28 protein-coding genes and 1 tRNA gene are annotated in these 26822 nt (G+C 63.7%); 7 read left to right on the forward strand and 22 right to left on the reverse strand.

Going from position 1 to position 26822, the window contains the following annotated elements:
- Positions 1-11 precede the first annotated feature (11 nt).
- The 3 genes from nusG to IF809_RS18040 form a co-directional block, all read right to left on the reverse strand.
- The gene (nusG, locus tag IF809_RS18030; RefSeq protein WP_128966840.1) at positions 12-569 is read right to left on the reverse strand and encodes a transcription termination/antitermination protein NusG; all 558 of its coding nucleotides are present in this window, start codon (positions 567-569) and stop codon (positions 12-14) included.
- Complete coding sequence (secE, locus tag IF809_RS18035; RefSeq protein ID WP_092294122.1) at positions 569-760, reverse strand: preprotein translocase subunit SecE; 192 nt, start codon at positions 758-760, stop codon at positions 569-571. Before secE ends, nusG begins: the two co-directional genes overlap by 1 nt.
- A 274-nt stretch (positions 761-1034) precedes the next feature.
- Positions 1035-1110 (reverse strand) — tRNA-Trp (locus IF809_RS18040).
- Between the two features lie 171 nt (positions 1111-1281).
- On the opposite strand from IF809_RS18040, the gene IF809_RS18045 reads away from it, so the two are divergent.
- On the forward strand, positions 1282-2505 hold the full coding sequence (locus tag IF809_RS18045; RefSeq protein ID WP_453997179.1) for a serine hydrolase domain-containing protein: 1224 nt from the start codon (positions 1282-1284) through the stop codon (positions 2503-2505).
- A gap of 208 nt (positions 2506-2713) precedes the next feature.
- On the opposite strand, the gene IF809_RS18050 is transcribed toward IF809_RS18045, so the two are convergent.
- Both IF809_RS18050 and IF809_RS18055 read right to left on the reverse strand, forming a co-directional pair.
- Positions 2714-3481, reverse strand: a complete 768-nt coding sequence (locus IF809_RS18050; protein ID WP_453983374.1) for an SDR family NAD(P)-dependent oxidoreductase — start codon at positions 3479-3481, stop codon at positions 2714-2716.
- A 42-nt stretch (positions 3482-3523) separates the two neighbouring features.
- Entirely contained in the window at positions 3524-4222 is a 699-nt protein-coding gene (locus IF809_RS18055; RefSeq protein WP_128966844.1) for a histidine phosphatase family protein, read from the reverse strand.
- A 132-nt stretch (positions 4223-4354) separates the two neighbouring features.
- Here IF809_RS18055 and IF809_RS18060 point away from each other — a divergent pair, with 132 nt between their 5' ends.
- Complete coding sequence (locus tag IF809_RS18060) at positions 4355-5140, forward strand: SDR family NAD(P)-dependent oxidoreductase (protein ID WP_128966845.1); 786 nt, start codon at positions 4355-4357, stop codon at positions 5138-5140.
- 406 nt (positions 5141-5546) lie between these two features.
- Positions 5547-6725, forward strand: coding sequence for an acetylornithine deacetylase (argE, locus tag IF809_RS18065; RefSeq protein WP_453983373.1), 1179 nt, complete (start codon positions 5547-5549; stop codon positions 6723-6725).
- Positions 6726-6853: 128 nt separating this feature from the next.
- On the opposite strand, the gene IF809_RS18070 is transcribed toward argE, so the two are convergent.
- The 4 genes from IF809_RS18070 to IF809_RS18085 form a co-directional block, all read right to left on the reverse strand.
- Complete coding sequence (locus IF809_RS18070) at positions 6854-7477, reverse strand: LysE family translocator (protein ID WP_453983372.1); 624 nt, start codon at positions 7475-7477, stop codon at positions 6854-6856.
- 21 nt (positions 7478-7498) lie between these two features.
- Positions 7499-7840 carry an NIPSNAP family protein gene (locus IF809_RS18075; RefSeq protein ID WP_453983371.1) on the reverse strand — a complete coding sequence of 114 codons (342 nt, stop codon included), beginning with the start codon at positions 7838-7840 and terminating at the stop codon, positions 7499-7501.
- Positions 7841-8128: 288 nt separating this feature from the next.
- A complete protein-coding gene (locus IF809_RS18080) occupies positions 8129-9187 on the reverse strand; it encodes a phosphotransferase family protein (protein WP_128966849.1) in 1059 nt (352 codons plus the stop codon).
- Positions 9188-9319: 132 nt separating this feature from the next.
- Positions 9320-10555 carry an acyl-CoA dehydrogenase family protein gene (locus IF809_RS18085; protein WP_128966850.1) on the reverse strand — a complete coding sequence of 412 codons (1236 nt, stop codon included), beginning with the start codon at positions 10553-10555 and terminating at the stop codon, positions 9320-9322.
- Positions 10556-10768: 213 nt separating this feature from the next.
- Here IF809_RS18085 and IF809_RS18090 point away from each other — a divergent pair, with 213 nt between their 5' ends.
- Positions 10769-11431 carry a TetR/AcrR family transcriptional regulator gene (locus IF809_RS18090; RefSeq protein WP_128966851.1) on the forward strand — a complete coding sequence of 221 codons (663 nt, stop codon included), beginning with the start codon at positions 10769-10771 and terminating at the stop codon, positions 11429-11431.
- A gap of 50 nt (positions 11432-11481) precedes the next feature.
- On the opposite strand, the gene IF809_RS18095 is transcribed toward IF809_RS18090, so the two are convergent.
- From IF809_RS18095 to IF809_RS18125, 7 genes are all read right to left on the reverse strand, one after another.
- Positions 11482-11874, reverse strand: coding sequence for a RidA family protein (locus IF809_RS18095; RefSeq protein WP_128966852.1), 393 nt, complete (start codon positions 11872-11874; stop codon positions 11482-11484).
- A 91-nt stretch (positions 11875-11965) separates the two neighbouring features.
- Positions 11966-12181: a hypothetical protein gene (locus tag IF809_RS18100; protein ID WP_128966853.1), complete on the reverse strand. Its 216-nt coding sequence runs from the start codon at positions 12179-12181 to the stop codon at positions 11966-11968.
- 202 nt (positions 12182-12383) lie between these two features.
- The gene (locus IF809_RS18105; RefSeq protein ID WP_128966854.1) at positions 12384-13613 is read right to left on the reverse strand and encodes a CaiB/BaiF CoA transferase family protein; all 1230 of its coding nucleotides are present in this window, start codon (positions 13611-13613) and stop codon (positions 12384-12386) included.
- Positions 13614-13770: 157 nt separating this feature from the next.
- Positions 13771-14976, reverse strand: coding sequence for an MFS transporter (locus IF809_RS18110; protein WP_453983369.1), 1206 nt, complete (start codon positions 14974-14976; stop codon positions 13771-13773).
- A gap of 147 nt (positions 14977-15123) precedes the next feature.
- Positions 15124-15951 carry a 3-oxoadipate:acetyl-CoA acetyltransferase gene (locus IF809_RS18115; RefSeq protein WP_462838113.1) on the reverse strand — a complete coding sequence of 276 codons (828 nt, stop codon included), beginning with the start codon at positions 15949-15951 and terminating at the stop codon, positions 15124-15126.
- A gap of 118 nt (positions 15952-16069) precedes the next feature.
- Entirely contained in the window at positions 16070-17440 is a 1371-nt protein-coding gene (locus IF809_RS18120; RefSeq protein WP_453983367.1) for an MFS transporter, read from the reverse strand.
- A 286-nt stretch (positions 17441-17726) separates the two neighbouring features.
- Entirely contained in the window at positions 17727-18455 is a 729-nt protein-coding gene (locus tag IF809_RS18125; protein WP_453983366.1) for an NUDIX hydrolase, read from the reverse strand.
- A 99-nt stretch (positions 18456-18554) separates the two neighbouring features.
- Between IF809_RS18125 and IF809_RS18130 the strand changes: the two genes are divergently transcribed.
- Positions 18555-19598, forward strand: a complete 1044-nt coding sequence (locus IF809_RS18130) for an SPFH domain-containing protein (protein ID WP_462838114.1) — start codon at positions 18555-18557, stop codon at positions 19596-19598.
- Positions 19582-20517: a diacylglycerol kinase catalytic domain-containing protein gene (locus IF809_RS18135; RefSeq protein ID WP_462838115.1), complete on the forward strand. Its 936-nt coding sequence runs from the start codon at positions 19582-19584 to the stop codon at positions 20515-20517. Before IF809_RS18130 ends, IF809_RS18135 begins: the two co-directional genes overlap by 17 nt.
- Before the next feature lie 5 nt (positions 20518-20522).
- On the opposite strand, the gene IF809_RS18140 is transcribed toward IF809_RS18135, so the two are convergent.
- Genes IF809_RS18140 through IF809_RS18150 form a run of 3 tightly spaced genes read right to left on the reverse strand, consistent with a single transcriptional unit; the run spans position 20523 to position 22523 of the window.
- Positions 20523-20726 (reverse strand): hypothetical protein, encoded by a 204-nt coding sequence (locus IF809_RS18140; protein WP_128969370.1) that lies wholly within the window; start codon positions 20724-20726, stop codon positions 20523-20525.
- 10 nt (positions 20727-20736) lie between these two features.
- Positions 20737-22074, reverse strand: coding sequence for a PQQ-dependent sugar dehydrogenase (locus IF809_RS18145; protein WP_453983363.1), 1338 nt, complete (start codon positions 22072-22074; stop codon positions 20737-20739).
- Entirely contained in the window at positions 22071-22523 is a 453-nt protein-coding gene (locus tag IF809_RS18150) for a DUF2231 domain-containing protein (protein WP_128966861.1), read from the reverse strand. The genes IF809_RS18145 and IF809_RS18150 overlap by 4 nt, the downstream gene beginning before the upstream one ends.
- A gap of 166 nt (positions 22524-22689) precedes the next feature.
- Between IF809_RS18150 and IF809_RS18155 the strand changes: the two genes are divergently transcribed.
- Positions 22690-23553, forward strand: coding sequence for a formate/nitrite transporter family protein (locus tag IF809_RS18155; protein WP_453983362.1), 864 nt, complete (start codon positions 22690-22692; stop codon positions 23551-23553).
- 35 nt (positions 23554-23588) lie between these two features.
- Here IF809_RS18155 and fcl read toward each other — a convergent pair whose 3' ends face one another.
- From fcl to IF809_RS18170, 3 genes are all read right to left on the reverse strand, one after another.
- A complete protein-coding gene (fcl, locus tag IF809_RS18160) occupies positions 23589-24542 on the reverse strand; it encodes a GDP-L-fucose synthase (protein WP_453983361.1) in 954 nt (317 codons plus the stop codon).
- Positions 24523-25593, reverse strand: a complete 1071-nt coding sequence (gene gmd / locus IF809_RS18165) for a GDP-mannose 4,6-dehydratase (RefSeq protein WP_128966864.1) — start codon at positions 25591-25593, stop codon at positions 24523-24525. Before gmd ends, fcl begins: the two co-directional genes overlap by 20 nt.
- 209 nt (positions 25594-25802) lie before the next feature.
- Positions 25803-26750, reverse strand: coding sequence for an ABC transporter substrate-binding protein (locus tag IF809_RS18170; RefSeq protein ID WP_453983360.1), 948 nt, complete (start codon positions 26748-26750; stop codon positions 25803-25805).
- Positions 26751-26822: the final 72 nt, after the last annotated feature.

A 26822-nucleotide genomic window follows, 5' to 3' on the forward strand; every position in this document is an offset into this window, starting at 1 on the left:
GCGCTACCCGGTCAGACCTTCTCGACCTGACCGAATTCCAGTTCGACCGGCGTTGCGCGGCCGAAGATCGACACCGCGACCTTTACGCGCGAGCGTGCCTCGTCGATTTCCTCGACCACACCCGAGAAAGAGGCGAACGGGCCGTCGGCCACGCGCACGTTCTCGCCGATCTCGAACGAGACCGACGCCTTCGGACGCTCCACGCCCTCCTGCACCTGGTGCAGGATGCGCATGGCCTCGTTCTCCGAGATCGGCATCGGCTTGTTCTCGGCGCCGAGGAAGCCCGTGACCTTCGGCGTGTTCTTGATCAGATGAAACGCCTCGTCGGTCAGCTTCATCTTCACCAGCACGTAACCCGGGAAGAACTTGCGCTCGGCATCGATCTTGCGGCCGCGGCGCACTTCCGTGACCTTCTCGGTCGGAACCAGTACCAGCTCGAACAGGTCCTCGAGCCCGCGCTGCTTGGCCTGCTCGCGGATCGATTCGGCGACCTTCTTCTCGAAGTTCGAATAGGCGTGGACGATGTACCAGCGCTTGTCGGACGATTGGGTTGCGGCGGCTGTTGCCATCAGTGAATGCCCAGAAGGAAGGTGATGAGGTAACGGATGATCTGGTCGGCAGCGAAGAAGAAAATCGAGGCCAGGGCGACCATCACGAACACCATGATGGTGGTGATCGTGGTCTCGCGACGGGTCGGCCAGGTGACCTTGGCGGTCTCCGAGCGCACTTCCTGCAAGAACTTGAACGGGCTGACTGCCATCGTTTGAGACGCCAATAAGGATTTCGGGGATCCGAACAGCCTGATGTGGCCCAGCCCTCTGTCTCGAAGGATGAGCCGGAAAACCGGGCTCTGATGTTCGGGAGATTTCAAAGCCGCGCCGGATATCCGCGTCTAACGGGCCGGCTGCGAGTGCCGGCTATCTACTGCGGATGGGGCCAAAGGTCAAGGATCACCGGGTATGGTCAGTCGGCCCTGTGTCCTCGGCAGACAGATCGGACTAGTTCGGGATCAAGGGGTTAGCCAGCAGATGCGCTGGCAGGAGTGGCAGGGCTCGAACCTGCGACCCCCGGTTTTGGAGACCGGTGCTCTACCAATTGAGCTACACTCCTACGGACCCTCGCGTCGCCGCTCCAGGATCAGGCGCGCTTTCAAGCACAGGGGACGGCCGGATTGCAAGGCCGGATTGCAAGGGTGAGGCGCGCTGGCTTCGCTTGTGAGTGCCGCGGCTTCTGGGTCACAGTCTAACTCCGACAATAATGTGCCCCCCGGGAGTGAAACATATGACCGCTACAGCCGCCCCTCACGTCTCGACCGCGCCGAAAACCCCGCCTCTGCCCGAGGCGAAGCCGGAAACGCTGGGCCTGTCGCGCCCCCGCCTCCAGGCGATGTCGGACGCCTTCAGGCGCGAGATCGATAAGGGAACCGTGCCCGGCGTGACCATGCTGGTGGCTCGACGCGGCCAGGTCGGCTGGTTCGAGGCGCTCGGCAAGCAGAGCCCGGCGGGGTCGGCGCCGATGGCGCTTGATTCGATCTTCCGGATCTTCTCGATGACCAAGCCGATCGTCTCGGTCGGCATCATGGCGCTGGTCGAGGACGGCCACCTGCTTCTCGGCGATCCCGTGGCCAAATTCATCCCGGAGTTCGCCAATCAGAAGGTCGGCGTGGTCAGCGGCGGCAAGCTGGAACTGGTTGCACCCAAGCGGCCGATGACGGTGCAGGACCTGCTCCGCCACACCTCGGGGCTCACCTATGAGCACCAGGGCGACGGCCCCGTGCACAAGCTCTACCAGGAGTCGCGCGTCCGCAGCCGCAAGATCACCAATGCGGAGCATGCCGCGCTGGTGGCGAGCTTTCCGCTGGTCTGCCATCCCGGCGACGAGTTCAACTACAGCCGCTCCACAGACATCCTCGGCCGCATCATCGAGGTCGTCAGCGGCAAGTCGCTCGGCGCCTTCCTGACCGAGCGCGTGCTCGCCCCGCTTCAGATGACCGAGACCGCGTTCTCGACCAGCGCGGCCAATGCTGGCAGGCTCGCCGAACCGTTCGCCGCCGATCCCTGGACCGGCGACAAGGTCGCGCTGTTCAACATGCTCGAGCAGCCGGTGATGGAGTCAGGCGGCGGCGGTCTGGTCTCGACCACGATGGACTACGCCCGCTTCTGTCTGATGCTGCGCAACGGCGGCACGCTCGAGGGCGTCAGGATCATCGGCCGCAAGACGCTGGAGCTGATGGCGTCCGATCATCTCGGACCTCACGTCGTGACCAACGGCACCCTGCTGTCGCCCGGCCACGGTTTCGGCCTCGGCTTCGCCGTCCGCCGCGAGGCCGGCATCGCGCCCTTCCCCGGCAGCGTCGGCAATTACTTCTGGAGCGGCATTGCCGGCACGTTCTTCTGGATCGATCCGAAGGAAGATCTGTTCGCGGTGTTCATGAGCCAGGGCCCGGGACAACGTGACTACACGCGGACCCTGGTGCGGGATCTGGTTTACGCGGCGGTGGAGTGAGGCGGCGCCTCCTGAATTGAAGGATGGAGCGGCAAACTCGGTGCAACCTCTCCCGCTTGCGGGGGAGGTCAGCACGAAGTGCCGGGTGGGGGCTCTTCCTCTTGGGGGTTCTCGCTGTGGAGAGACCCCCTCCCCAACCCTCCCCCGCAAGCGGGAGAGGGAGCGCACCGTCAGTTGCGTGCCGCACCGCGTCCGGGACACAAGAGTCTCAACTGATCGTTGCGCCGCCGTCGATCACCATGGTCTGGCCGGTCATGAAGTCGCCGGCCTTCGAGCCCAGGAACACCGCCGCGCCCGCGATCTCGTCGGGGATGCCGATGCGGAGCAGCGGCGAGCGCGCGGTCGAGGCCTTCAGGTTCTCGGGATTGTCCCACAGCGCCTTGGCGAAGTCGGTCTTGATCAGGCCGGGCGCGATGCAGTTCACGCGGATATTGTGCTTGCCGTATTCGCAGGCGAGATTGCGTGCGAGCTGCATGTCGGCGGCCTTCGAGATCGCGTAGGCACCGAGGATGGTCGAGCCCTTCAGGCCGCCGATCGAGGAGACGATGATGACCGAGCCGTCCTTGCGCTCGATCATCTGCGGCACCACCATCGAGATCAGCCAGTTGTTGGCGACGATGTTGTTGTCGAGGATCTTCCTGAACTGATCGTCGGAGATGCCGGCGAGCGGACCGTAATACGGATTCGACGCGGCATTGCAGACCAGCACGTCGATCTTGCCGAAGGCGCGGTTGCTCTCGTCGACGAGGTTCTGCAGATTCTCCTTCGAGGAAATGTTGGCGGCAATCGCGACCGCGGTGCCCTTGCCGAACTTCTCGTTGATGCCCTGCGCCACCTGCTCGCAGACGTCGGCCTTGCGCGAGGAGATCACGACCTTGGCGCCGTGCTCGGCCATGCGCTCGGCGATCGCAAGCCCGATGCCGCGCGTCGATCCCGTGATGACGGCAACTTTGCCCTTCATGTCGAACAAGGTCATGTTTCTCTCCCAGATTGATGTTCGTATTGGATGTCAGCTCGCTCACGCGAGCTTCTTCACTTCCGGTCCCGCCGGCTGGTGCATCGCCGCATGCGCATCGTCGGCGATCCATGGCTGCTGGTTCACCATCGGCAACCGCCACACCGTACGCTCGGGACTCGCAAAATGATCGAGCCGCGTGATCGACACATTGTCGATGTCGAACGACAACGCCCGCTCCAGCTGGCCGTCGAGGGCGAGGCCGATCGCCGCCTTGATGGTGCCACCATGCGCCACGGCGATGATGTCCTGCCCGGCCGCCTCATTGTTGATCCGCTCGACGGTGCGGCGCGTGCGGACATAGAGGTCCATGAAACTCTCGCCACCGGGCGCGGGCTCGTTGATATCAGCAAACCAGCTCGCGCCCACCGGGCGGCTGGCGATGAACTCGGCGCGGTTCATGCCCTGCCAACGGCCGAGATTCTGTTCGGCGAGGTCCGCTTCCCGCTTCATCGATGCGGGCCGTGGATAGCCCGCTTCCCAGATCGCTTCCGCGGTCTGGTGCGTGCGCATCAGATTGCTCGAATACCAGACCGCCTTGCGCGGCAACACCTTCGCAACGGCGTTGAACACATAGGTGTCGCTGGTGTCGCAGGCGATATCGCTTTGCCCGTAGATGTTGCCGCCGTCATTGCGCACCGGCGCATGACGAACCCACCACCAGCGTGTCGTGATCACGTTCGGCTTGTCTGCGGTTGCCATGAAGCTCTTCCATCCCGTGTGATGTCGCTGTACGTCAGGTGTGAACGTGTCTCAAGACACTTTGCCGTTTGAAATTCTGTTTGAAATTCCGTCGCGCGGCAAGCGTCGCGCGCGTACCAAAGGGAGAAACGCATGGGCCGCCTGCAAGGCAAATCCGTCATCATCACCGGCGCCGGCAGCGGCATCGGCCGCGCGGCAGCGCTCTTGTTCACCCGGGAAGGCGCCAAGCTGATCGCGGTCGATCGCACCGAGGCGGTGAACGAGACCGTCGACGAGGTGAAGAAGGCCGGCGGCATTGCCGAGGCGATGATCGCCGACGCCGGCTCCGAGAAGGACGTCATGGCGATGATCGACAAGGCGGTGAAGACGCACGGACGGCTCGACGTGATCTGGGCCAATGCCGGCATCTCCGGCGGCCTCGTTCCACTCGGCGAGCAGACCGTGGAACACTGGCAGGAAGTGCTGCGTGTCAATCTGATCGGACCATTCCTTGCGGTGAAGCACGCGATGCCGCACATGGTGAAGCAGCAGTCCGGCGCGATCGTCCTGACAGCGTCGGTCGCGGGCCTCAAGGCCGGCGCCAGCGGACATCCCTATGCCGCGAGCAAGGCCGGCGTGATCTCGCTGGTGCAGACCACCGCCTATTCGCTCACCGGCACCGGCGTGCGCATCAACGCGGTCTGTCCCGGTCTGATCGAAACAGGCATGACCAAGCCGATTTTCGATCGCGCCAAGGAGCGCGGCACCCAGGACAAGATCGGCCAGCTCAATCCGCTCAAGCGCCCCGGCCAACCGCACGAACTCGCCGCGATGGGATTGTTCCTGGCGAGCGACGAGGCATCTTATGTGAATGGCCAGGCCTTCCCGGTGGATGGCGGTCTCACGGCGTCGATGCCGTATACGGGCAAACCGGTCTGAGGCAGTCTCGTGTCCCGGACGCGCTGCAGCGTTTTTACGCTGCTGCGCAGAGCCGGGACCAAGAAAGCCACATGGATTGCTTCCCTGCGCTCGCAACGACGGAGTACGCAGTAGCGGCGCCGCTCATTCAACTGGCATCTTCATCGCAGACACACCTTCGCATTATCGCGGCTCATCTCGCCCGAGCTTTGCTGGCGTGTTTTGCCCGTCAAGCAACGCAAGATCTCGTAGCCCGGATGGAGCGTAGCGCAATCCGGGAATCTGTCCGCGCGGACACGGCGGTCCCGGATTTCGCTGCGCTCCATCCGGGCTGCGGGCCCGTGTTGATTTGCCTGACCAGCCGTCGCCTTGGTATGGTTCATGCAAGCAATCTCAGCTTTCGCAATCCCCTGACAAGACCGTGACAATGCCAAGCTCAAGACCCGATCGTATTCGACAAATCCTCGCGAACCTCGTCGCTTTCGACACGATCAGCGACCGCACCAACCTGCCCCTGATCGCCCATATCGAGAGTTATCTCGCCTCTCTGGGCGTCAAAAGCGAGCGTTTCGTCGATGAGACCGGTCAGAAGGCTTCGCTCTGGGTCACGATCGGGCCGGAGGACAAACCCGGTTTCGTGCTGTCCGGCCACACCGACGTGGTGCCGGTCGTGGGCCAGGACTGGAGCCACGATCCCTTCAAGCTGGTCGAGCGTGACGGCAAGCTCTACGGCCGCGGCACCACCGACATGAAGGGCTTCGTCGCGGTGTGCCTTGCGATGGTGCCGGAGATGCTCGAAGCGAAGCTGAATACGCCGATCCATCTTGCGATCTCCTATGACGAGGAGATCGGTTGCGTCGGCGTCCGCCCGATGCTTGGCGAGGTCGCGAAGAAGAAGGTGCGGCCGCTCGGCGCGTTCATCGGCGAGCCGACCGAGATGAAGGTCATCATCGGCCACAAGGGCAAGCACGGCGTGCGCGCGACGTTCCGCGGCCTCGCCCGCCACTCCTCGATTGCGCCCGACGGGGTCAACGCCATCGAATACGCCGCCGAAATGATCACCGAAATCCGCCGTCGCGCCGTGAAGCTCGCCAGCGAAGCCGAGCGCAACAGTCTCTACGACGTGCCGCACTCGACGTTGCTGACCAGCATCGTCCATGGCGGCGCGGCGCTGAACATCGTGCCCGACACCTGTACCGTGGATTTCGAATGCCGCGGCATCGGCATCACCGAGTCCAGGGAAGTGACGGATGCGATCGTCGCCTGGGCCAAGGCCGAGCTGGAGCCCGCGATGAAAGCCCGGAACCCTGAGTGTGGCATCGATTTCGAGGAGATCCTCGACTATCCCGCGCTCGATATCGCCGCCGATGCCGCCATCGTCACGCTGGCCAAGAGCCTTGCGGGCCGCAACGACCACGCCAAGGTCGCCTTCGGCACCGAAGCGAGCCTGTTTGCCAGCATGGCCGAGATCCCCTCAGTGGTGATCGGGCCCGGCGCAATCGCGCAGGCGCATACGCCTGACGAGTTCATCGCAATGGCCGAGCTGGAAAAGTGCGCAGGCTTCGTGGAGAAGCTGATCGCGCATTGCGCGAAGGCGGCATCGTAGGTGCCGTAGGGTGGGCAAAGCGGAAGCGTGCCCACCGTTTCGCGACAATCATCGACAGATGGTGGGCACGGCGCTACGCGCCTTTGCCCACCCTAGAAGTCCGCGCTCCGTCGCACGAACTGCTCGCTTCATCGCTCCTGCAACGCGAGCCGCGCCCCGACGGAACAGTAGATTGTCCCGACCACCTTGCCCTGCCATTTCACCACAGCGGGATGGCGGCGCAACAGATTGCCGAGGCGGCCGGCGCCGACAGCGAACACGATCGTACTCAGAAGGCCGAGCAGCACGAAGACGGCACCGAGAGTGGCGAGCTGAAGTGCGGTCGAGCCGTGCTCCGGCCGGACGAACTGCGGCAGGAACGCGAGGAAGAACAGCGCGGTCTTGGGATTGAGCACCTCGGTCAGCACAGCCTGCCGGAAGGCGCGGCCTGCGCCGATCGCGGGCGCGCCATTCAACTCGATCGGCGCCCTGTCGAGCATGGCGCGGATCCCGAGGTAGATCAGGAACGCAGCGCCGGCATATTTGACGATGCTGAAGAGCAGCGCCGAGGTCGCGATGATCGCCGACAGGCCAGCAATCGCCATCGAGGTGTGGATCAAATCACCGGCCGCAATCCCCGCGCCTGTCGCGATGCCGACGCGCGTCCCCGAACTTGCCGCCCGCGCCATCGTGAGCAGCGTTGCGGGGCCCGGAATGAAAACGAAACCGAGCACGATAAGGATGTAAGTGATGAGAGTCGTGTGATCGATCATGGGCGCGGTCCCGAGCGGAGATCAACGTAACAGGCTGGACGACGGTGAATAATCCACCGGCACAAGCAGACGGTCCTCGATCTGGCCGACCATAAGGCCGTGCTCCGCATGGGTCACACGCTTGATCTCGGTCCACTCAGCATCGGCCATGAAGGCAGCCCATGCCGACGTCTTCGTCCCCTCGTCCGGCCACTCCAGCAGGTAGGCAAACTCGGTACGATCGCCGAACTTCGTCTCCCACATCGCGACGATCTTGAAACCATATTTGGTTCGCATGATACGCGCGGCATGGTCGCGGAAGCGGGCGTGAAAGGCAGTCTTGTTCTTTTCGAAAATCTCGTAGATGCGCAGTTGCTGGATCATGACCGTCTCCTTGAGGGGGAGATGGGGTCGAATGGTGCGTTGTCAAACCGGAAGCGGAAAGATGGTGGGCACCGTCCTGCGCGCTTTGGCCCTTCCTGCGAGAGCCGCCGATGAGAGCGCGCGCGAGTGGCCTCCTCGTCATTGCGAGGAGCTCTTGCGACGAAGCAATCCAGGCTGCCGCCGCGGCGAGATTCTGGATTGCTTCGCTACGCTCGCAATGACGGAGTGTGCTGGGACAGCGACGCACCAGACAAAAGGCGCGGCTACCAGCCACGCCCACCTCTCCTCCTACACCGCACCTGCCTTCTGCGCGTATTCCCAGGACGCCTTTGACAGCGGCACGGTGCGCTTGGCGGACTCGAGCGCCTTGGCGTTCGCAGCGGTGCCGTCGCGAACGCGGCCGGCGATTCCCTGGGTGATGCCGGCAAGACGAAACAGATTGTAGGCAAAATACCAGTTGAGATCAGGCACCGTCATCTTGGTGACATTGCAATAGATCTGCGCGGCCTCCTCCAGGCTCGGGATGTTGAGCGCCTTGAGGTCGGCGCCCTCGAGGCCCGGCATGATCCATTGCATCAACAGATAGGTGAAGTCGGCCATGGGATCGCCGAGCGTCGACAGCTCCCAGTCCAGCACAGCCTGCACGCGCGGTTCCGTGGCGTGGAAAATCATGTTGTCGAGGCGATAGTCGCCATGGACGATGGAGACGCGCGCCTGCTCCGGCACGGTCCTGGGCAGCCATTCGGCGACCTTCTCGAACTCGGGAATATGCTGCGTTTCGGACGCGCGATACTGCTTGGTCCAGCGGTCGATCTGGCGCGCGAAATAATTGCCAGGCTTGCCGAAATCGCCAAGGCCGATCGCGACTGGATCGTACATGTGGAGTTTCGCCAGCGTCTCGATCTTGCTGGTGAATATCTTTCGGCGGGAATCGTTGTCCTGGCTCGGCAGCGTCGGATCCCAGAACACGCGGCCCTCCTCCATCGACATGATGTAGAAGGCCGCGCCGATGATGCTGTCGTCCTGGCACAGCGCATAAGCGTGCGCGACCGGAAAACCCTGCTTTCCAAGCGCTGCGATGACGCGGTATTCGCGATCGACCGCGTGCGCGGACGGCAGCAATTTGCCGAACGGCTTGCGGCGCATCACATAGGAGCGCTTCGGCGTGTTGAGCCGGTAGGTTGGATTGGACTGACCGCCCTTGAACTGGAGCACGACCAGCGGGCCCTCGAAGCCTTCGACGTGCTCGCGCATCCACGCTTCGAGCCTCAGTTCGTCGAAGCGATGACGCTCCTCGACCGGCTTGGTGCCCGAGAACTCTTCGTCTTTCCTGACGCCGTCAGCCACGGTGACGCTCCCTCTTCAGTCCGAACCTGATCCTATTCGGTAACCGCCGACGCACTTGCGTCAAGCGGTCACCGAGCGCGGATCATGTTCTTCTCGTTTCTTCAGAGCGGGCGATCAGCCCGGCTCTCTCGCTTAGTGCTTGGGAGAGTTGGCATACTTCCGAACTTCGAGCCTTGCAATGGCGCGATTGTGCACCTCGTCCGGACCGTCGGCGAGACGCAGCGTACGGATGTGGGCGTAGTCCTTGGCAAGACCGGCATCGTCAGAGACGCCCGCGCCGCCAAAGGCCTGGATCGCCTCGTCGATGATCTTCAGCGCCATGTTGGGGGCTGCGACCTTGATCATGGCGATCTCGGCCTGCGCGGTCTTGTTGCCGACCTTGTCCATCATGTCGGCGGCCTTGAGGCAGAGCAGCCGCGTCATCTCGATGTTGGTGCGGGCCTCGCCGATGCGCTGCTCCCACACCGAATGCTCGACGATCTTCTTGCCGAAGGCGGTGCGCGAGGTGAGCCGCTTCACCATCTTCTCCAGCGCTTCCTCGGCCTTGCCGATGGTACGCATGCAGTGATGGATGCGGCCAGGTCCCAGGCGGCCCTGCGCGATCTCGAAGCCGCGGCCTTCGCCGAGCAGGATGTTCTCCTTCGGGACGCGGACGTTCTCGAGCAGCACCTGGGCATGACCGTGCGGCGCGTCGTCGAAGCCGAACACAGGGAGCATCTTCTCGACCTTGATGCCGGGGGTGTCGAGCGGAACCAGGATCTGCGACTGCTGCTGGTGCTTGGCCGCATTGAAATCGGTCTTGCCCATCAGGATCGCGATCTTGCAGCGGGGATCGCCGACGCCCGACGACCACCATTTGCGGCCGTTGATGACGTAGTGATCGCCGTCCTTCTCGATCCGCGTCTCGATGTTGGTGGCGTCGGATGAGGCCACCGCCGGTTCCGTCATCAGGAAGGCGGAGCGGATCTCGCCGTCCATCAGCGGGCGCAGCCATTTGCGCTTCTGTTCCTTGGTGCCGTAGCGGATGAACACTTCCATGTTGCCGGTGTCCGGCGCGGAGCAGTTGAACACTTCGGAGGCCCAGGTGATGCGGCCCATCTCTTCCGACAGCAGGGCGTATTCGAGATTGGTCAGTCCCGCGCCGCGGAATTCGTCGTCCTCATGCTCGCTCGGCGGCATGAACATGTTCCAGAGGCCTTCCGCCTTCGCCTTCTTCTTGAGGTCTTCGAGGATGGGGATCACCTTCCAGCGGCCGCCGCTCTGATCCTGCTCGTTATAGACAGGCACCGCCGGACGCACGTGCTTGGCCATGAACGACCGCACGCGGTCGAGCCATTCCTTCTGCTTGGGCGACATATCGAAGTCCATGGGACGCTCCTCGTCTCTCTCTTTGCGATCTCGTTTTGCGCCGGACTGTCCTCCCGCCTTGCACGGCCCGCAAGCGCAAACATGTGCGTCTTGCGAACCCTCGGAACCGGCTCGCATTGCGAACCAGTTGCGATTGCAGATTGACATTCTCCGGCCTTCAAACGATAGTTTCATACAACTGTTTGAATTGCAACTCCCTCCCTGAAGACATCCATGGCCAGCGATCATACGAGGTCTGCCATTCTCGCCGCCGCCGAACGGCTCTATGCCGATCGCGGCTTCGGCGACGTCACGCTGCGCGACATCGTCGCCGAGGCGAATGTCAATCTGGCCGCGGTGAACTATCATTTCGGCTCAAAGGACGAGCTGATCGCGGAATTATTTGTCACCCGCTCGATTGCGACCAACCGCGAGCGTTTGCGCGAGTTGAAGGCGGCGGAAGAGCAAGGCGGCGGCCGCGCGCCGATCGAGGTGATCCTGCGCGCGCTGGTGGGGCCGACCCTGCGCGGTTGTCTCGGGCCGGAAAATCAGCGGTCGACCGCGGCGCGCTTCATGATCCGCGCCTCGATCGAATCCGTGCCGCCGATCCGCCGCATCAAGAACCGCGAGATCGACCATTTGCGGAAATTCGCGGGCGCGATGCGAAGGGCCCTGCCCGACCGCAGCGACGTCGATATTTATTGGGGCCTGAATTTTGCGCTCGCCATGGCGCACCACACCATTCGCGAGAGCGAGCGGCTGACGAAACTGTCGGACGGCCAATGCGATCTCGACGACGTCGAGGACGTGGTCGCGCGTGTCGTCAACGTCGCCACCATGGCACTGACGGCAGGCAGGTTCGGGGCCAAGGCGCCGGCAAAGGCCGCCGCGCGGTAGGTGCGCCCCCTCCCCGCGAGCGGGGCGAAGTGCAGCGACCGCCGGCCACGTTACATCATCGCGATGCAGTCGATCTCGATGTCGAAGGGCCCGGTCCATTCGGGGATGCAGACGAAGATCCGCGCCGGCGGCTGCTCCGGGAAGTAGCGCGCATAGATCACGTTGAAGACGGGGAAGTGTTTGGCCGAGGTGCAGTAGACGTTGCACTTCATGACATTGTCGAGCGTGGCGCCGGCCGTGTGCAGGCACAGCTTCAACTGCTCCATGACCAATTCGCTCTGCCGTTCGATCGGAACCGCCGCGATCTCGCCCGTGTTCGGGTCGAACGGCGGCAGGCCGGAGACGAAGATCATGTTGCCGGCGCGCGTCACGGGCGAGGCCGGCGCGTTCCAGCGGTCGAGATAGGTCGAGATCGGCTCGACGCGAAGCGCTTCGCGTTTCATGGGCCACCTTCGGGTTCAAGCGAGACAACTGCCTGACTAGCCGATGGCGCAGGCGGCATGCTTCGCTAGAGCTCGAAACGTGGCTGCGGGATCAGCCCCGCTGCGGCATCTCCTCGGCCTCTTCCTTGGCGAGCAGCAGCAGCATTTCGATGCCCATGTCGCCTTCCTGCGGCGAGCGGATGAATTTTATCTCCTCGGCACTTTGCCGCAGCGCGGCAATGATGGCGACAGCCTGGTTGGCCGTTGCCGCCTCGGTCGCCAGAATTGCCTTCTGGTCTTTCGCCTGGAACCCGATCGTGTAGGACATCCATTTCCCTCCCGAACTCAGTGGAGGGATCGAATCAGAGTCTCGAGCAAAGCGAAAGCCTGTGCGACTACGGACCGGGATTATTTGGGGATTGCGCGCAAGCCCCGCACAAGGCCGCACCGTCGTCATGCTTCCGCCAATCATCATCGCTACTGGACCGCTCACCGACGCGAGCCGGGCGGCAGGCGCGAAGCAAAGGGGGCTAGATGATCCCCTGCTGCTTCAGCTCCTCGATCTTCCCGGCGTCATAGCCGAGCTTGCTGCCAAGCACTTCCCGGGTGTGCTCGCCGAGCAGCGGCGGCGCGCGGTAGGTCTCGATCGGCGTCTCCGAGAAGGTCAGCGCGTTGCGGATCAACGACAGATCGGGCTGGAAAGGATGGTTCACCTTCACCCGCATGCCGCGCGACTGGACGTGCGGGTCGGAAAAAACCTGCTCGAAATTGTTGATCGGGCCTGAGGGCACGCCGGCCTCCTCCAACTTCTCCAGCCAGTAGGCCACCGGCTTCTTCAGAAACAGGCCGGCGAAGATCGCCATGATCTCCTTGCCGTGCACGACGCGGTCGTTGTTCTTGATGAAACGTGGATCGCTCGCAAGCTCCGGCTCGCCGAGCACGGCGCAGGTGCGCTGGAACTGGCCGTCATTGCCGACCACCAGCATCAGCTCGCCGTCGGTGCAGCGGAACACGCCGGCCGGCATGCCGCCATTGCCCCAGGTCCCGCGGCGCGGCGGTGTCTTGCCGTTGACGAGATAGATCTGCAGCCAGTGCGACAGCGAGGCGATGACGGTGTCGAACAGGCAGACGTCGAGGTGTTGTCCTACGCCGCCGTTGGCGTCGCGATGATAGAGCGCCGACAGAATGCCGATTGAGGTGTTCATGCCGGTCATGTAGTCCACGATGGAGGGACCGACCTTCATCGGGCCCTCGCCCGGCTCGCCGTCCATGTGGCCGGTGACGCTCATCAGGCCGCCCATCGCCTGCAGGATCGCGTCATAGCCGGCACGCGGCGCGTAAGGGCCGGTCTGGCCGAAGCCGGTCACCGAGCAATAAATGATCTTGGGATTGATCGCCTTGATGGTCTCGTAGTCGAGGCCGTAGCGCTTGAGATCGCCGACCTTGTAGTTCTCCATGAAGACGTCGACGTCCTTAGCGAGCTCGCGGATGATCGCCTGCCCCTCCGGTTTGGCGATGTTGACCGTGACCGACTTCTTGTTGCGGTTGGCGCAGAGATAGAACGAATTATTGTTGTTCGCCTTGCCTTCGGGGTCGGTCAGATAAGGCGGGCCGAAGGCGCGGGCGTCGTCGCCGGTGCCGGGCCGCTCGATCTTGATCACCTCGGCGCCGAGATCGCCCAGCATTTGGGCCGACAAGGGCCCCGCGAGCACACGCGTGAGGTCAAGGATCTTGATGCCTGAGAGCGGCAGGGCCGACATATCGATTTCCTCCGGGGAACTGGATCTTGGCGCGGCGGCGAGATCGCGGACCGCGCTTCCTGCGGATACACTATTTTCGCATCCCGAGCCCTGCGCTCTGGGCATACGGCCATATCTCAGCAGCCGCCAGGCTGCTATCTCCGCCCCGCGAATGACCCTACGTCGCGCCCACCGCGACAGCTCCCGGCCGACGCCGCCCGAGCAGGACCAGGATCAGCACCGTCGCGCAAGAAAACACCAGGGTGAGGCCAAGCGCGCCGCGGCTGCCGAACTGGGTGAGCAGGCCGGCGAGCAGCGGCGGCGAGATCGCCGAGGCCAGGTTGAGCGGCAATGCGATCATCGACATCGCCTTGGCGAATTCAGCCTGATCGTAGAACACGAGCGGGATCGTGGCCCGCGCCACCGCCATCGCGCCGCTGCCGGCGCCATAGAGCAGGATGAAGGCCGCAACCGCCCAGGTCGCGCCCTCGCTCAGCATCAGCAGCACCATGGCCATGGGAAGCGCCGCGCCGGCGACGAGGCCTGTGGTGATGCCGTCCCACCGGCCGCCTCCGAGGAAGTCGAGGCCGCGCGCGCTGACCTGGATCACGCCCAGCATCGAGCCGAATGCAAGCGCCTGCGCCGGCGCAAGGCCCTCCGCCCGCAACAGCTCGATCAGGATGGCGCTGATGCCAAAATTCACGAAAGCATTCATCGTGATCACGCAGACGACAAGACCGAAGGTGCTTCTCGGAATTGCAGGCGGCGGCGCAGCCTTGACGGCCTCGACATGATCGTCCGTCGCGATCTTCCGGCGCGGCGCTATCAACCCATAGAGCGGAAGGTTGATGGCGAGCATCATCGCCGCATAGACCAGACAGGTGCCGCGCCAGCCGAGCAGGCCGCTGAGGAACGAGGTGGTCGGCCAGAAGATGCTGCTGGAGAGGCCGGTCACCAGCATCAAGGCGCCAATGGCATTCTTGGCGCCGCGTCCGACCACTTCGTTCAGCAAGATATAGGCGCCGGTCGACAAGGTGGCGCTGCCGCCCATGCCGAGAATCATCCAGCCGGCGAAATAGAGAACCGGCTCGCGTGCGAAAAACAGGACGACAAACCCCGGCGCAGAAACGACAGTGCCCACCATCATCACCCTGCGCGCACCGTGCCGCGCAAAGGCCTTGGCAAGCCAGGGCGCGCACAGGCCCATGGTGACGTAGAGCACCGAGCTGCCCGCGAACACCGCCGGCAGGCTCATGCCGAGATCGGCCCCGAGGTCGCGGCCGATCACGGCCGGAAGGCCGATCGTACCCCATCCAATCAGTTGGGTGATCGCAAGCACCAGCAGGACCCCGATGAGCCTGCTGTCAGATTTCAAAAACCGCATTCCAGCCGTCGCCTGCCCGGCAGGCGCCGATCACGCCTGTGAGCCGCTGTCTTACCCTTGGACTCAACAGGCGGGAACTCCGAGCGCCGAATGGCAGAAGGCAGCCAGGAGCATGTCAGGCGGATGTCAGGCGCAGGACGGTTCGCCCTACCCGGCGACCCCGAGCAGGGATCGTGCTTCGGCCGCGGCAGCGACGCGGCGGCCGTGGCGCGTGACGGCTTCAGCGGCGATGGTCACGAGCTCGGCATTGCTCGCGGCAAGGCGCGTCTTGTCGATCCTGATATTGTCCTCGAGCCCGGTGCGAACCGCATCGGCGCCGCGCGCCAGGGCCCAGTCCATGACCTCGGCTTGATAGGGGCCGATTCCGGCCGCGGTCCACGTCGCCTTCGGGATCAACCGCCTGAGCTCGGCCAAGAGGATGTCGAGCACATGCTCGTCGGCAGGCATCGCGTTCTTGACGCCCATGACGAACTGCACGTGCGGACGCGCATCGATCAGCCCCGCCTCGATCAGGCGGCGGGCGCCGTGCAGATGCGACAAATCGAAGATCTCGATCTCCGGACGGATGCCATTTGCCTTCATGCCTGTGGCGAGCGTCTCGACCAGAGCGGCGCTGTTCTCGTAGACGATAGTCGGAAAGTTCACCGACCCGGTGGAGAGCGAGGCCATGTCGGGCTTCAGATAGAGCGACGATCCGCGCGCCGAGGGATCACGGCCGCGCCCCCCCGTCGAGAACTGCACGATCATCCCAGGACAATGCTTCACGATCCCCTGCTGCACCAGGGCGAAACGCTCGGGGTCGGACGAAGGCGACTCGTCGTCGTTTCGCACATGGATATGCGCGAGTGTGGCGCCGGCCTCGAAGGCCTGGTGCGTCGATTCGATCTGTTCGGCCGGCGAGATCGGCACCGCCGGATTGTCCTTCTTGCGCGGCACGGAGCCGGTGATGGCGACGGCAACTACAGCGGGGTTCATCCTGCAACCTCATCATGATCGCGCTGACGCGCACGAAACTTCTACCCGGAGACAAACTATACAGCGAACCGCTGCCGCTGCGAACATCATCGCAGCGGCACTGCTCCTCCTGTACAGGTCAGGTCTGAACCGCAGCAGCACTATTCGCCGTGTCTGCGCGCTGCCGCTCGTAGTCGGCTCGTGCCATAGGAACTGCCGCGGGATTGCCGAGATCGTCGATGTGGACCCGATAGGTTTCCCGGGCCGTGACCGCCGCAAGCGCCGCGATAACAGTGATGCCGAAGGCGATCGCCCCCACCGTCATTGGAATGTTGGCCGAGCCGGGAGGCGCCACGGTCGCAAACAGAGCCGGCAGCAGGGCCGTGATGGTCGTCCCGATGTTCTGCGAGATCGCCATTGCCGATACGCGGGTGCGCGTCGGGAACAGCTCCGGATAAAAGCTCGGGAAGATCGCGTTATAGCCCTGATAAACGACGCCCCACATCAACAGCGAGACCAGGATCGCCAGCGGCACGTTCCTGACGCTGATGGCATAGAGATAGAGGAAGGCGAGCAAGCCGGACAGCAGCGCGCCGACGATGATCGGAGGCTTGCGACCGATCCTGTCGGAGAGATGGCCGACGAAGGGAATGACGAACACGGCCACCATGTTTCCGAGGACCGGGATCCACAGATAAACGTCCTTGGCAAAGCCGATGCCGTAGGCCGGCTGGACCGCGTAGGCCGCACCGAAGATGGTCGCAACCACCGGGATGACGTTCATCAGCGCCATACAGATGACCCTGAGCATGTCGGGCCAGCTCAGCTTGATCGCCTGGACGACCGGAGCCCGCGGCGTTTCTCCCCGGCTCTCCTCTCGCGCAAACGCAGGCGTCTCGTCGACCTCGCGGCGAATGATGTAGCCTGCGACAATGACGAAGAAGCTGAGCAGGAAGGGAATGCGCCAGCCCCAGCTGTTGAAAGCTTCCGTCGGCATATAGGCCGCCAGCGGCAGAAACACGGCGGCCGCCAAAATCTGCCCGGCTTGCACGCCCTGCAGGGCAAAGCTTGCAAAGAAGCCGCGGCGACCGAACGGCGCATGCTCCAGGATCATCGAGCTCGCGCCGGAGATTTCGCCGGCGACGGCAAAGCCCTGCACCAGGCGCAGGATCACGAGCAGGATCGGCGCAAGAATGCCGACCTGCTGATAAGTCGGCAGGACGCCGACGGCCATGGTCGAGAGCCCCATCAGGAACATGCAGACGAGGAGAATGGTCTTGCGGCCATGGGTGTCGCCCCAATGTCCGAGCACGAAGGCACCGATCGGGCGCGCCACATAGCCGACGCCATAGGTCGCAAGCGATGCGACGATCGCGACAGTTGGATTGTCCGACGGGAAGAAGATCTGCGGGAAGATCAGCGATGCCGCAGTCGCGTAGATGAAGAAATCATAATATTCGAGAGCCGACCCGATCCAGCCGCTTGCGGCAGCCTTCCTGGACTGACTCATGTCATGGGTCGCGCGCGTCGTAGCCACAGAAAACTTCCTCCCGATCTGTTGTTTGTTGACGTCCCGTTGGCGGGCTTCGTTGAACAATTGGACAGCAATCCCCGGACGCTTCCGCGGAGCTCCGCGCGCGCTTGGCACTGCCGGTCGGTGTCTTGAGCGAGACGACAATAGGCTTTCGCCGGGCTAACACAATTACCCAGTTATGCGATAAACCTAACATGATGTTATGGAGGGGCGTGTAGCGACCATGGCCGCAAACCCGCGGCGGTCACGGCGCCGCGCGATCTTATTCCGGTGGATTGAACGTCCGCACGAAATAGACGGGCTCCCTGCCCTTCTTCAGGCGATAGAGCTGCGCCGGCCGGTTCGGGCCACGCCGCATCTTCGCGACCGGCTCGATCATGTCGGCGGACAGGATCCTGGTGCGGAAGGCGCTCTTCTCCAGCGGACGGTCAAGCACGATCTCGTAGACGCGCTGCAGATCGGGCAGCGTGAATTCCACCGGCATCAGGTAAGCGGGCAGCGAGGTGTACTCCACCTTGTTGCGCAGGCGCCGGATCGCGGTGGCCAGGATCTCGCCGTGGTCGAAGGCGAGCTTCTCCTTCAGCCTTCCGCCTTGAATCGGACACCAGCGCGCATCGCTGGTGAGCTCACTTGCGTCGGCCGGGATTAGCGCGAAATAGGCGTGTGTCGCCGACCAGCCGCGCGGATCGCGCGTCGCGCTTCCCCAGCTGCCGAGCTGCTCGAGATAAGGGCTGGTGACCCCGGTCTTCTCCTTCAGCTTGCGCACCGCACAGGCCGCCAGATCGCGGTCTTTGGCGACGTCGACGAAACCACCCGGCAGCGCCAGGCCCAGTGGAAACGGTTCGCCTTCTCCCGCCGGACGTTGCACCAACAGCACCTGAAGCTGGTCGTCGAGAATCGCAAAGATCACGACGTCGACCGTGGTCAGGGGCCGCGGGAAATCCAATTGTGTTGATCTTCCAGGCCCTTCGGCCAGATCCTTGCCCGCCATCGGCAGCCTCCCCTGTTCGGCCTTGACAGTAGCATAGTTAGTTGTACAGTCCAACTTACTTAGTTGCTCAGACCAACTTACAGCCATTTGGAGGCAGCCATGTTGGGCATCCGATTCATCAAGGCCCAGCCCACCACCTATCTGATGAAGTATCGCGCCGGCGCCGTCGTTGCCGAGGGCACCGGCCTCTCCGCGCTGTACTACGCCCCGGTGACCACGCTCGTCGCCGTGCCCGTGGGCAGCCGCGACGCGTCTTTCATCTTCCAGCAGATCGCGCGCGACTTTCAGACGCTGACTGTCCAGGGTCACGTCACCTATCGCGTCAGCGAGCCCAGGAAGGCGGCCTCGATGCTCAACTTCACCCTGAAGCCCGACGGCAAGACCTACGAGACCGACGATCCCGAGAAGCTCCCCGAACGCATCCTCGGCACGGTCGAGGTGCTCGCCCAGCAGGCGATCAAGGAGCTGACGCTGAAGGACGCGCTCCAGGAGTCCGACCGCATCGCCGAGATCATCGCGGGAGGTTTGCAGGGACGCGCCGACATCGAAGCCCTCGGCCTCGAAATCCTGGGCGTATCGATCCGCGGCATCAAGCCGACGCCCGATACCGCCAAGGCGCTGGAGGCGCAGGCGCGCGAGGCAATCCTGAAGAACGCGGACGAGGCGATCTTCGCGCGGCGCAACTTCGCCGTCGAACAGGAGCGCGCCATCCGCGAAAGCGAGCTCGACACCGAGATTGCGGTCGAGCAGAAGAAGCGCTCGATCCGCGAGACGCAGATGGACGCCGAGGCGAGCGTTGCCGCCAAGCGCAACGAGCTGCGCCAGGCCGGCATGGCTGCGGATATCGTGCTGGAAGGCAAGCGCAAGGACTTCGTCGGCCTGAACGCCGAGAATACCCGCACGCTGGCCGATGCCGAGGCCTATCGCGTCGGCGCGCTGATGAAGATCTTCGAGGGCGTCGACACCCGCGTGATCCAGGCGCTCGCCGCCGCCGGCATGCAGCCGGGTCAGCTGATCGCGCAAGCCTTCTCCGGCATCGCCGAGAAGGCCGAGAAGATCGGCCAGCTCAACGTCTCGCCCGACCTGCTGAGCCAGCTGATCGAGAAGCCGAAGCCGGAGGTCGCCAATGTCCGCCGCCAATGACCGCAAGATCGTGCTGGTGACGCGCAAGACCAGGCTGGAGGACCTGGTCGCGCGTTACCTGACAGCGGCACAGGCGCGCTTCTACGTCGAGCATCTCGGCGCCGACTTCTCCGACTATGAGCGCGAGCACGAGGTCTATCAGGCGCAGCGGCACGCGACGCTGCAAGTGCTGGAGCAATGGGGGCGCTATCAGGTGATCGAGCGCGGCTTCCTGCCCAACTTCATCTTTGCGCCCGATGACATCGTCGTCGCGCTCGGCCAGGACGGCGTCGTGGCCAACACGATGAAATATCTCGATGGCCATCCGTTGATCGGACTCAATCCCGATCCAGCGCGCTACGACGGAATCCTGCTGCCCTTCGCGCCGCGCGATCTCGCAAAACTTTTGCCGGAGGTCGCCGCCGACAAGCGCAACAGCCAGGCCGTGACGATGGCGGAGGCCAGGCTTGGCGATGGGCAGGCACTTCATGCCGTCAACGACCTCTTCATCGGCACCCGCACGCACGTCTCGGCGATCTACGAGATCGCGGCCGGTGGAACCACGGAGCGGCAATCCTCGAGCGGGCTGATCGTCTCGACCGGGCTCGGATCGACCGCCTGGTTCAAGAGCATCGTCACCGGGTCCCTGGCCATCGCCGGAAGCTTTGGTCAGCCCTCCTCGCCGGGCGACTACGACGCCCTGCCCTGGGACGCCGCGGAGCTGCGTTTCGCCGTGCGTGAGCCCTTCCCGAGCCGCTACTCGCAGACCAATCTCGTCTGCGGCCGCCTCATCTCGGAGGAGCGGCTGCGCATCCGCTCATTGATGGCGGAGAACGGCGTGATCTTCAGTGACGGCGTTGAAGCCGACCGTCTCGACTTCAATGCCGGCGCCGAGGTGACGATTGGAATCGCCCGGCGGCGCGGCCGGCTGATCGTGTGACGCGGCTAGATTCCGAGCGCGTTCTCGCCGGCCTCACGCCCGGGCACGCTGAGATGAATCTCGTGCCCCTGGCGTAGTGCCAGCGAGGCAGCGGCCACCGCGGATTCAAATGCCGCTTCCTTGGTGGCGTACTTGCTTTTGACGTCACCGTCGTGCAGCACGCCCCACTCGTCCTGGACCGGTACGATCGCGTATTGGGCAAGGCCCATCATCCCTCTCCTATCGTTGCGTGACCTGCGGATGCGCGGCCGTCACCCGCCACACCGTATTGCCGCTGTCATCGGCCACCAGCAGCGCGCCTGATTTGTCGATGGCAACGCCGACAGGCCGGCCGCGCGCATGGTTGTCCTTGTTGAGGAAACCGGTGACGACGTCCTGTGCGGGACCGCTCGGCTTGCCGTCGGTGAACGGCACATACACGACCTTGTAGCCGTTCAGAACCTGCCGGTTCCAGCTGCCATGCTCGCCGACAAAGGCGCCGTGCCGATAGGCATCAGGCAGAGTGCTGCCGCTGGAGAACGCAAGTCCGAGCGGGGCGACGTGCGAGCTCAGCGCATAATCGGGGACGATCGCCTTGGCGACCAGATCCGGCCGCTGCGGCTTGACGCGGGGATCGACGTGCTGGCCGTAATAGCTGTAGGGCCAGCCATAGAAGCCGCCGTCCTTCACCGAGGTCATGTAGTCAGGCACGAGATCGGGCCCGAGCTCGTCGCGCTCGTTCACCACGGTCCACAGCGCGCCGGTCTGCGGCTCGAAGCTGAGACCGTTCGGATTGCGCAGGCCACCGGCAAAGATTCGCCAGCGGCCGCTGGCGCGATCGACCTCGAGGATATCGGCGCGATTGTGCTCGGCCTCCATGCCGTTCTCGGTGATGTTGCTGTTGGAGCCGACGCCCGCATAGAGCTTCGAACCATCGGGGCTCGCCACGAGGCTCTTGGTCCAGTGGTGGTCGATCGGCCCGCCCGGCAGCGGGGTCAGCACCGTGCCCGGCGCAGTGATCTTGGTGTCGCCTTCGGTGTAGGGATATTTGACGATGGCATCGGTATTGGCGACATAGAGATCGTTGCCGACCAGCGCCACGCCGAACGGCGAGTTGAGGTGGTCGAGGAATACGCTCTGCGTATCAGGCACACCGTCGCCATTGGTATCGCGCAACAATGTGATGCGATTGCTGTCGCCGGTGTCGCCGCCGGAGGTCGCCCAGGATTCGATGAAGCCCATCACGATCTCCTTGGGCCGCTTGATCGCGGCGGCTTTCGGCGCCTTGGACTCGACCACCAGCACGTCGCCGTTGGGCAACACGTAGAGCGAGCGCGGATGCTGCAGGCCGGTCGCGAACGCCTTGGCCTGCAAACCTTGCGCGACATCAGGCGTCTCGTCCTTCTTCCAGCCAACGATGCGGGCGATGTGCATCGGCGGCAACAGATATTGCTGGATATCGGGGAGGACCGGATTGGCGCCGATCTGGGCATTGGGATCGCCGCTGCCGTCATTGCAGCCGGCGAGCAGGCCCAGGAGCGAAACGGACAACAGCGCGCGTGTAGCAAAGGTTATCATCGCGCAACCCCCACGCCGTGCCGGTACACCATGGCCCAGCCGAGCCAGCCGGTGACCGGCAGGACAAGCACGGTGAGCACCGAAAGTACGAGCCCCCATGGCCATACCGAAGTCCAGGCGTCGCGCGTGTGAACCAGCGCATTGATGATCGCAAGGATCATCGCCACCACGTTGCCGATCAGATGCGGCCAAGCCGGCGCCTGCGCGCGCACGAGGCGATTGCCAAGGAAGTCGGTCAGGCCGGCGATCGCAGCCAGCACGCCGAAGATGACTCCGACGAGGAGGAGCCAGGCGGAGAAATCCGCCCACATGATCTCGGCGGACACGACATAGGTGATGTCGGTCAAGAGGGCGCCGATGAAGCACGCGATCGGGATCGGCACCAGCATCGGATGAATGGGATGACCCGCGATTTGCGCGGTCGAGCGCACGCGCACGATGTCTTGCACTGACGGCCTCGTGTGACTTTTCGTCCTGCCCGTGCGGCCAACTCCTGCTTGCAACGAAGGTTCCTAGCCTCCCTGCGCTGCAAAACGCATGAACAGACTAGATACACACAGGAACCCAGCGAGCTTCGCCGCCTTGAGATCGGCCACCATTTCCGGAGACAAGAGAGTGGACCAACCCGGCGACGGCGCCTCTTTCAATCCAGCCTCCAAGCTCGACGGGGTCTCGCAACGCCAGACCGAGCAGATCGAATCCCAGAGCCGGCCGAACGCCGCCCTGATCCATGAGACGATCCGCGCCGAGGGTGAGCAGGAGCTGGAGCGGCGATGGTGGGCGATCCTGTTGTCCGGCCTCGCTGCTGGCCTTTCGATGGGCTTGTCGCTGATCGTGCAGGGCGAGTTTCACGCGCTGATCTCGGACGAGGCGACGCGCCGCCTGGTGGCCCCGCTCGGATACACCGTCGGTTTCCTTGTGGTGGTGCTGGGACGGCAGCAGCTCTTCACCGAGAACACATTGACGCCGATCCTACCGCTGCTGCACAACAGGGATCTCGCCACCCTGGGCAGCGTGCTCAAGCTGTGGGCTCTCGTTCTGGCTTCCAACATCGCTGGCACTTGGGCGGTCGGATCCGTGCTCGCCCATACCAGCATCTTCGAGCCGCGCATCGCGGACGCCTTCGTCGATCTCAGCCGCCACACCATCGAGGGGACGTTCACCACGACTTTGGTCCGCGGGATCTTTGCCGGTTGGCTGATCGCCCTGATGGCGTGGCTGCTTCCAGCCACCAAGGGCTCGCGCGCGCACATCATCGTGGTGATGACCTATGTGGTCGCGCTCGGCCAGTTTGCGCACATCATCGCGGGCTCGGTCGAATGCGCCTTCCTGGTGCAAAGCGGCCGGGCGTCACTGGCCCAATATGCTCTGGATTTCTTCCTGCCGACCCTGCTCGGCAACATCCTGGGCGGAACGACCCTCGTCGCCCTGTTGAACTACGGACAGGTCGCCGCCGAAATCGAAGACCACAGGGAATAGATCGAGCAGATAGCCGCTTCCTGAAGGCCTCAATATCAGGCAGGGAGCGGTGTGGCCGCAAGATAGGCTTCATAAGCGAGCCTTAATCCGTCGTGAAGCGATGTCGTCGCCCGCCAGCCGAGCTTGTCGAGGCGGCTGATGTCGAGCAGCTTGCGCGGTGTGCCGTCGGGACGCGAGGTGTCGAAGAAGATCTCGCCGCGATAGCCGACGATCTCGGCGACCACGCGCGCGAACTCGGCAATGGCGATGTCCTCGCCGGTGCCGATGTTGATCAGCTCGCTGCCGGAGTAGGTCTTCATCAGGTGCACGCAGGCATCGGCCATGTCGTCAACATAGAGGAACTCGCGCCGCGGCGTGCCGGTGCCCCAGACCGCGACGGTCCTGGCGCCCGATAGCTTCGCCTCATGAAAGCGCCGGATCAGCGCCGCGACCACATGGCTCAATTCAGGGTGATAATTGTCGCCGGGGCCGTAGAGATTGGTCGGCATCACGCTGATGAAGTCGCTGCCATATTGGCTGCGATAGGCCTCCGCCATTTTGATCCCGGCGATCTTGGCGATGGCATAAGGCTCGTTGGTCGGCTCCAGCGGGCCTGTGAGCACGGCATCCTCGCGCAGCGGCTGCGGCGCCAGCTTCGGATAGATGCAGGATGAGCCGAGGAACATCAGCTTCTCGGCCCGGTTCAGATGCGCGGCGTGGATCACGTTGGCGGCGATCGCGATGTTGTCGTAGATGAACTCGGCGCGCAGCGTGTTGTTGGCGACGATGCCGCCGACCTTGGCGGCGGCGAGGAAGATCACCTGCGGCCGCATCTTTGCGAACCAGTCGAACACGGCCGCCTGGTTGCAGAGATCGACCTCGCGCCGCTCGACGGTGACGAGCTTCACGTTCTCCCGCGCCAGCCGGCGCACAATGGCGCTGCCGACCATGCCGCGATGGCCGGCGACGTAGACGCTCTTGCCTTCGAGCTCAAACGGTACGCTTGCCATTCGCAATATCTCGTTTGGCCTCGGCCAAGTCGCCCGCCATCATCTCTTCGACGAGCTGCGCAAAGCTCCGCTTCGGTTTCCAGCCGAGCACCTTTTGCGCCTTGCTGGCGTCGCCGACGAGGAGGTCGACCTCGGTCGGGCGGAAATAGGTCGGGTCGATCCTCACCACGATCTTGCCGCTCTTGGCATCGACGCCGGTCTCGTCCACACCCTTGCCGCGCCATTCGATGCGGCGGCCGACCTGGGCAAAGGACAGCTCGACCAGCTCGCGGACCGAGCGCGTCTCGCCGGTGGCGAGCACGAAATCGTCGGGCTTGTCGGCCTGCAGGATCATGTGCATGCCCTCGACATAGTCCTTGGCATGGCCCCAGTCGCGCTTGGCCTCGAGATTGCCGAGATAGAGCGTCTGCTCCAGCCCAAGCTCGATCCGGGCCACACCGCGGGTGATCTTGCGGGTGACGAAGGTCTCGCCGCGGATCGGGCTCTCATGGTTGAACAGGATGCCGTTGCTCGCAAACATGCCGTAGGCTTCGCGGTAGTTCACCGTGATCCAGTAGCCATAGAGCTTGGCGACGCCATAAGGCGAGCGCGGATAGAACGGCGTGGTCTCCTTCTGCGGGATCTCCTGCACCAGGCCGTAGAGCTCGGAGGTCGAGGCCTGGTAGAACCGCGTCTCCTTCTCCATGCCGAGGATGCGGATCGCCTCCAACAGGCGCAGCACGCCGATGGCATCGGCGTTGGCGGTGTATTCCGGGCTCTCGAAGCTGACGGCGACGTGGCTCTGCGCGGCGAGATTGTAGATCTCTGTCGGGCGGATCTGCTGCACCAGGCGGATCAGGTTGGTCGAATCCGTCATGTCGCCGTAATGCATCAGGAACGGCACGTTGCCGACATGCGGGTCCTGGTAGAGGTGATCGACGCGCGCGGTGTTGAACGAGGACGAGCGCCGCTTGATGCCGTGCACGACATAGCCGAGCGACAGCAAATGCTCGGCGAGATAAGCCCCGTCCTGCCCGGTCACACCGGTGATGAGAGCGACGCGCTCAGCCATATCCACAAATGCTCCCAAAGTGCCCCAGCGGGCTTGTGTCAAGCTCCAGGCAAAACCTGTCCCCTCTCTGACATATCGTCCGGCGGGGTCAACCCACTACGACTCTATTCTCTTTCCGAGCATTCCCGCGTTGAAGCGAGCGATCCAACAAGCGTCAGGCAAAGGGGGCGGCGACCCATCAGAGGGATCGCCGCCCTTCGCAGTCTGCCCTACTGCGAACGATCCGAGGTCCAGCCTTTGTAGTCCTTGATATTGTCGCGGGTCACGAGCTTCGACGGCAGCAGTTCGACGGTCGAGGCCGGCTTCTGCCCGTTGAGGATGCCGACGCCGATCTGCACGGCGCGCCGCGCCATGAAGAACGGATCCTGCGAGGCTGACGCCTGGATCTGCGGCGATGCCGGATCCTTGAGCGAGGCCTCGATGTCGGGTGCGCCGTCGACCGAGGTGATGATGATGCCGCTGCGGTTTTGCTGTTTCGCCGCAAGATCGGTGCCGATCGCCTGCGGATCGTTGATGGCGAAGATGGCGTCGATCTTGGCAAAGCGCGTCAGATAGCCTTGCGCAACGGTAAGACCGCCTTCGCGCGAGCCCTTGCCGTCCTGATCACTGGACAGAACCTTGATGCCCGGATTCTTCCCAAAGACGTTCTTGCAGCCGGTGACGCGGTCGATCACCGCGGAGACCTGCGGTCCGTTCTCGATGATGACGTCGCCTTTGCCGCCGAGCTTGTCGACGATGTACTGACAGGAGATCTCGCCGGCCTGGACGTTGTTGGTGGTCACGGTGGCATCGGCGCCCTCGGCCGCGGTGTCGACCGCGACGACGACGATGCCCGCCGCCTGGGCCTTCTTGATCGCAGGCCCGATCGCCTTGGGATCGCCGGGGTTGAGCAGGATCAGGTCGACGCCGGCGGCGATGAAATTGTCGATTTGCGTCACCTGCTTGCCGAGGTCGTATTCGAAGCCGACGGTGGTGATCTTCACGTTGGGATTGGTCTTCTTGGCCTCGAACTCGGCGCCCTTCGATAGCGCCACGAAGAACGGATTGCCCATCGACCCCAACGAGACGCCGATCGATTTGAGCTCCTTGGCAGAGGATGGCGTGGTGGTCAGGGCGAGCGCCATCGCGGCGCCGGCGAGCGAGATCGTCTTCAACATTTGCTTCCTCCCTGGTCTGTCTTCAAACCCGGCACGGCAGACCAGTTGCCGCAACGGAATTTCGCATGACGT

Source organism: Bradyrhizobium sp. UFLA06-24, assembly GCF_054967145.1.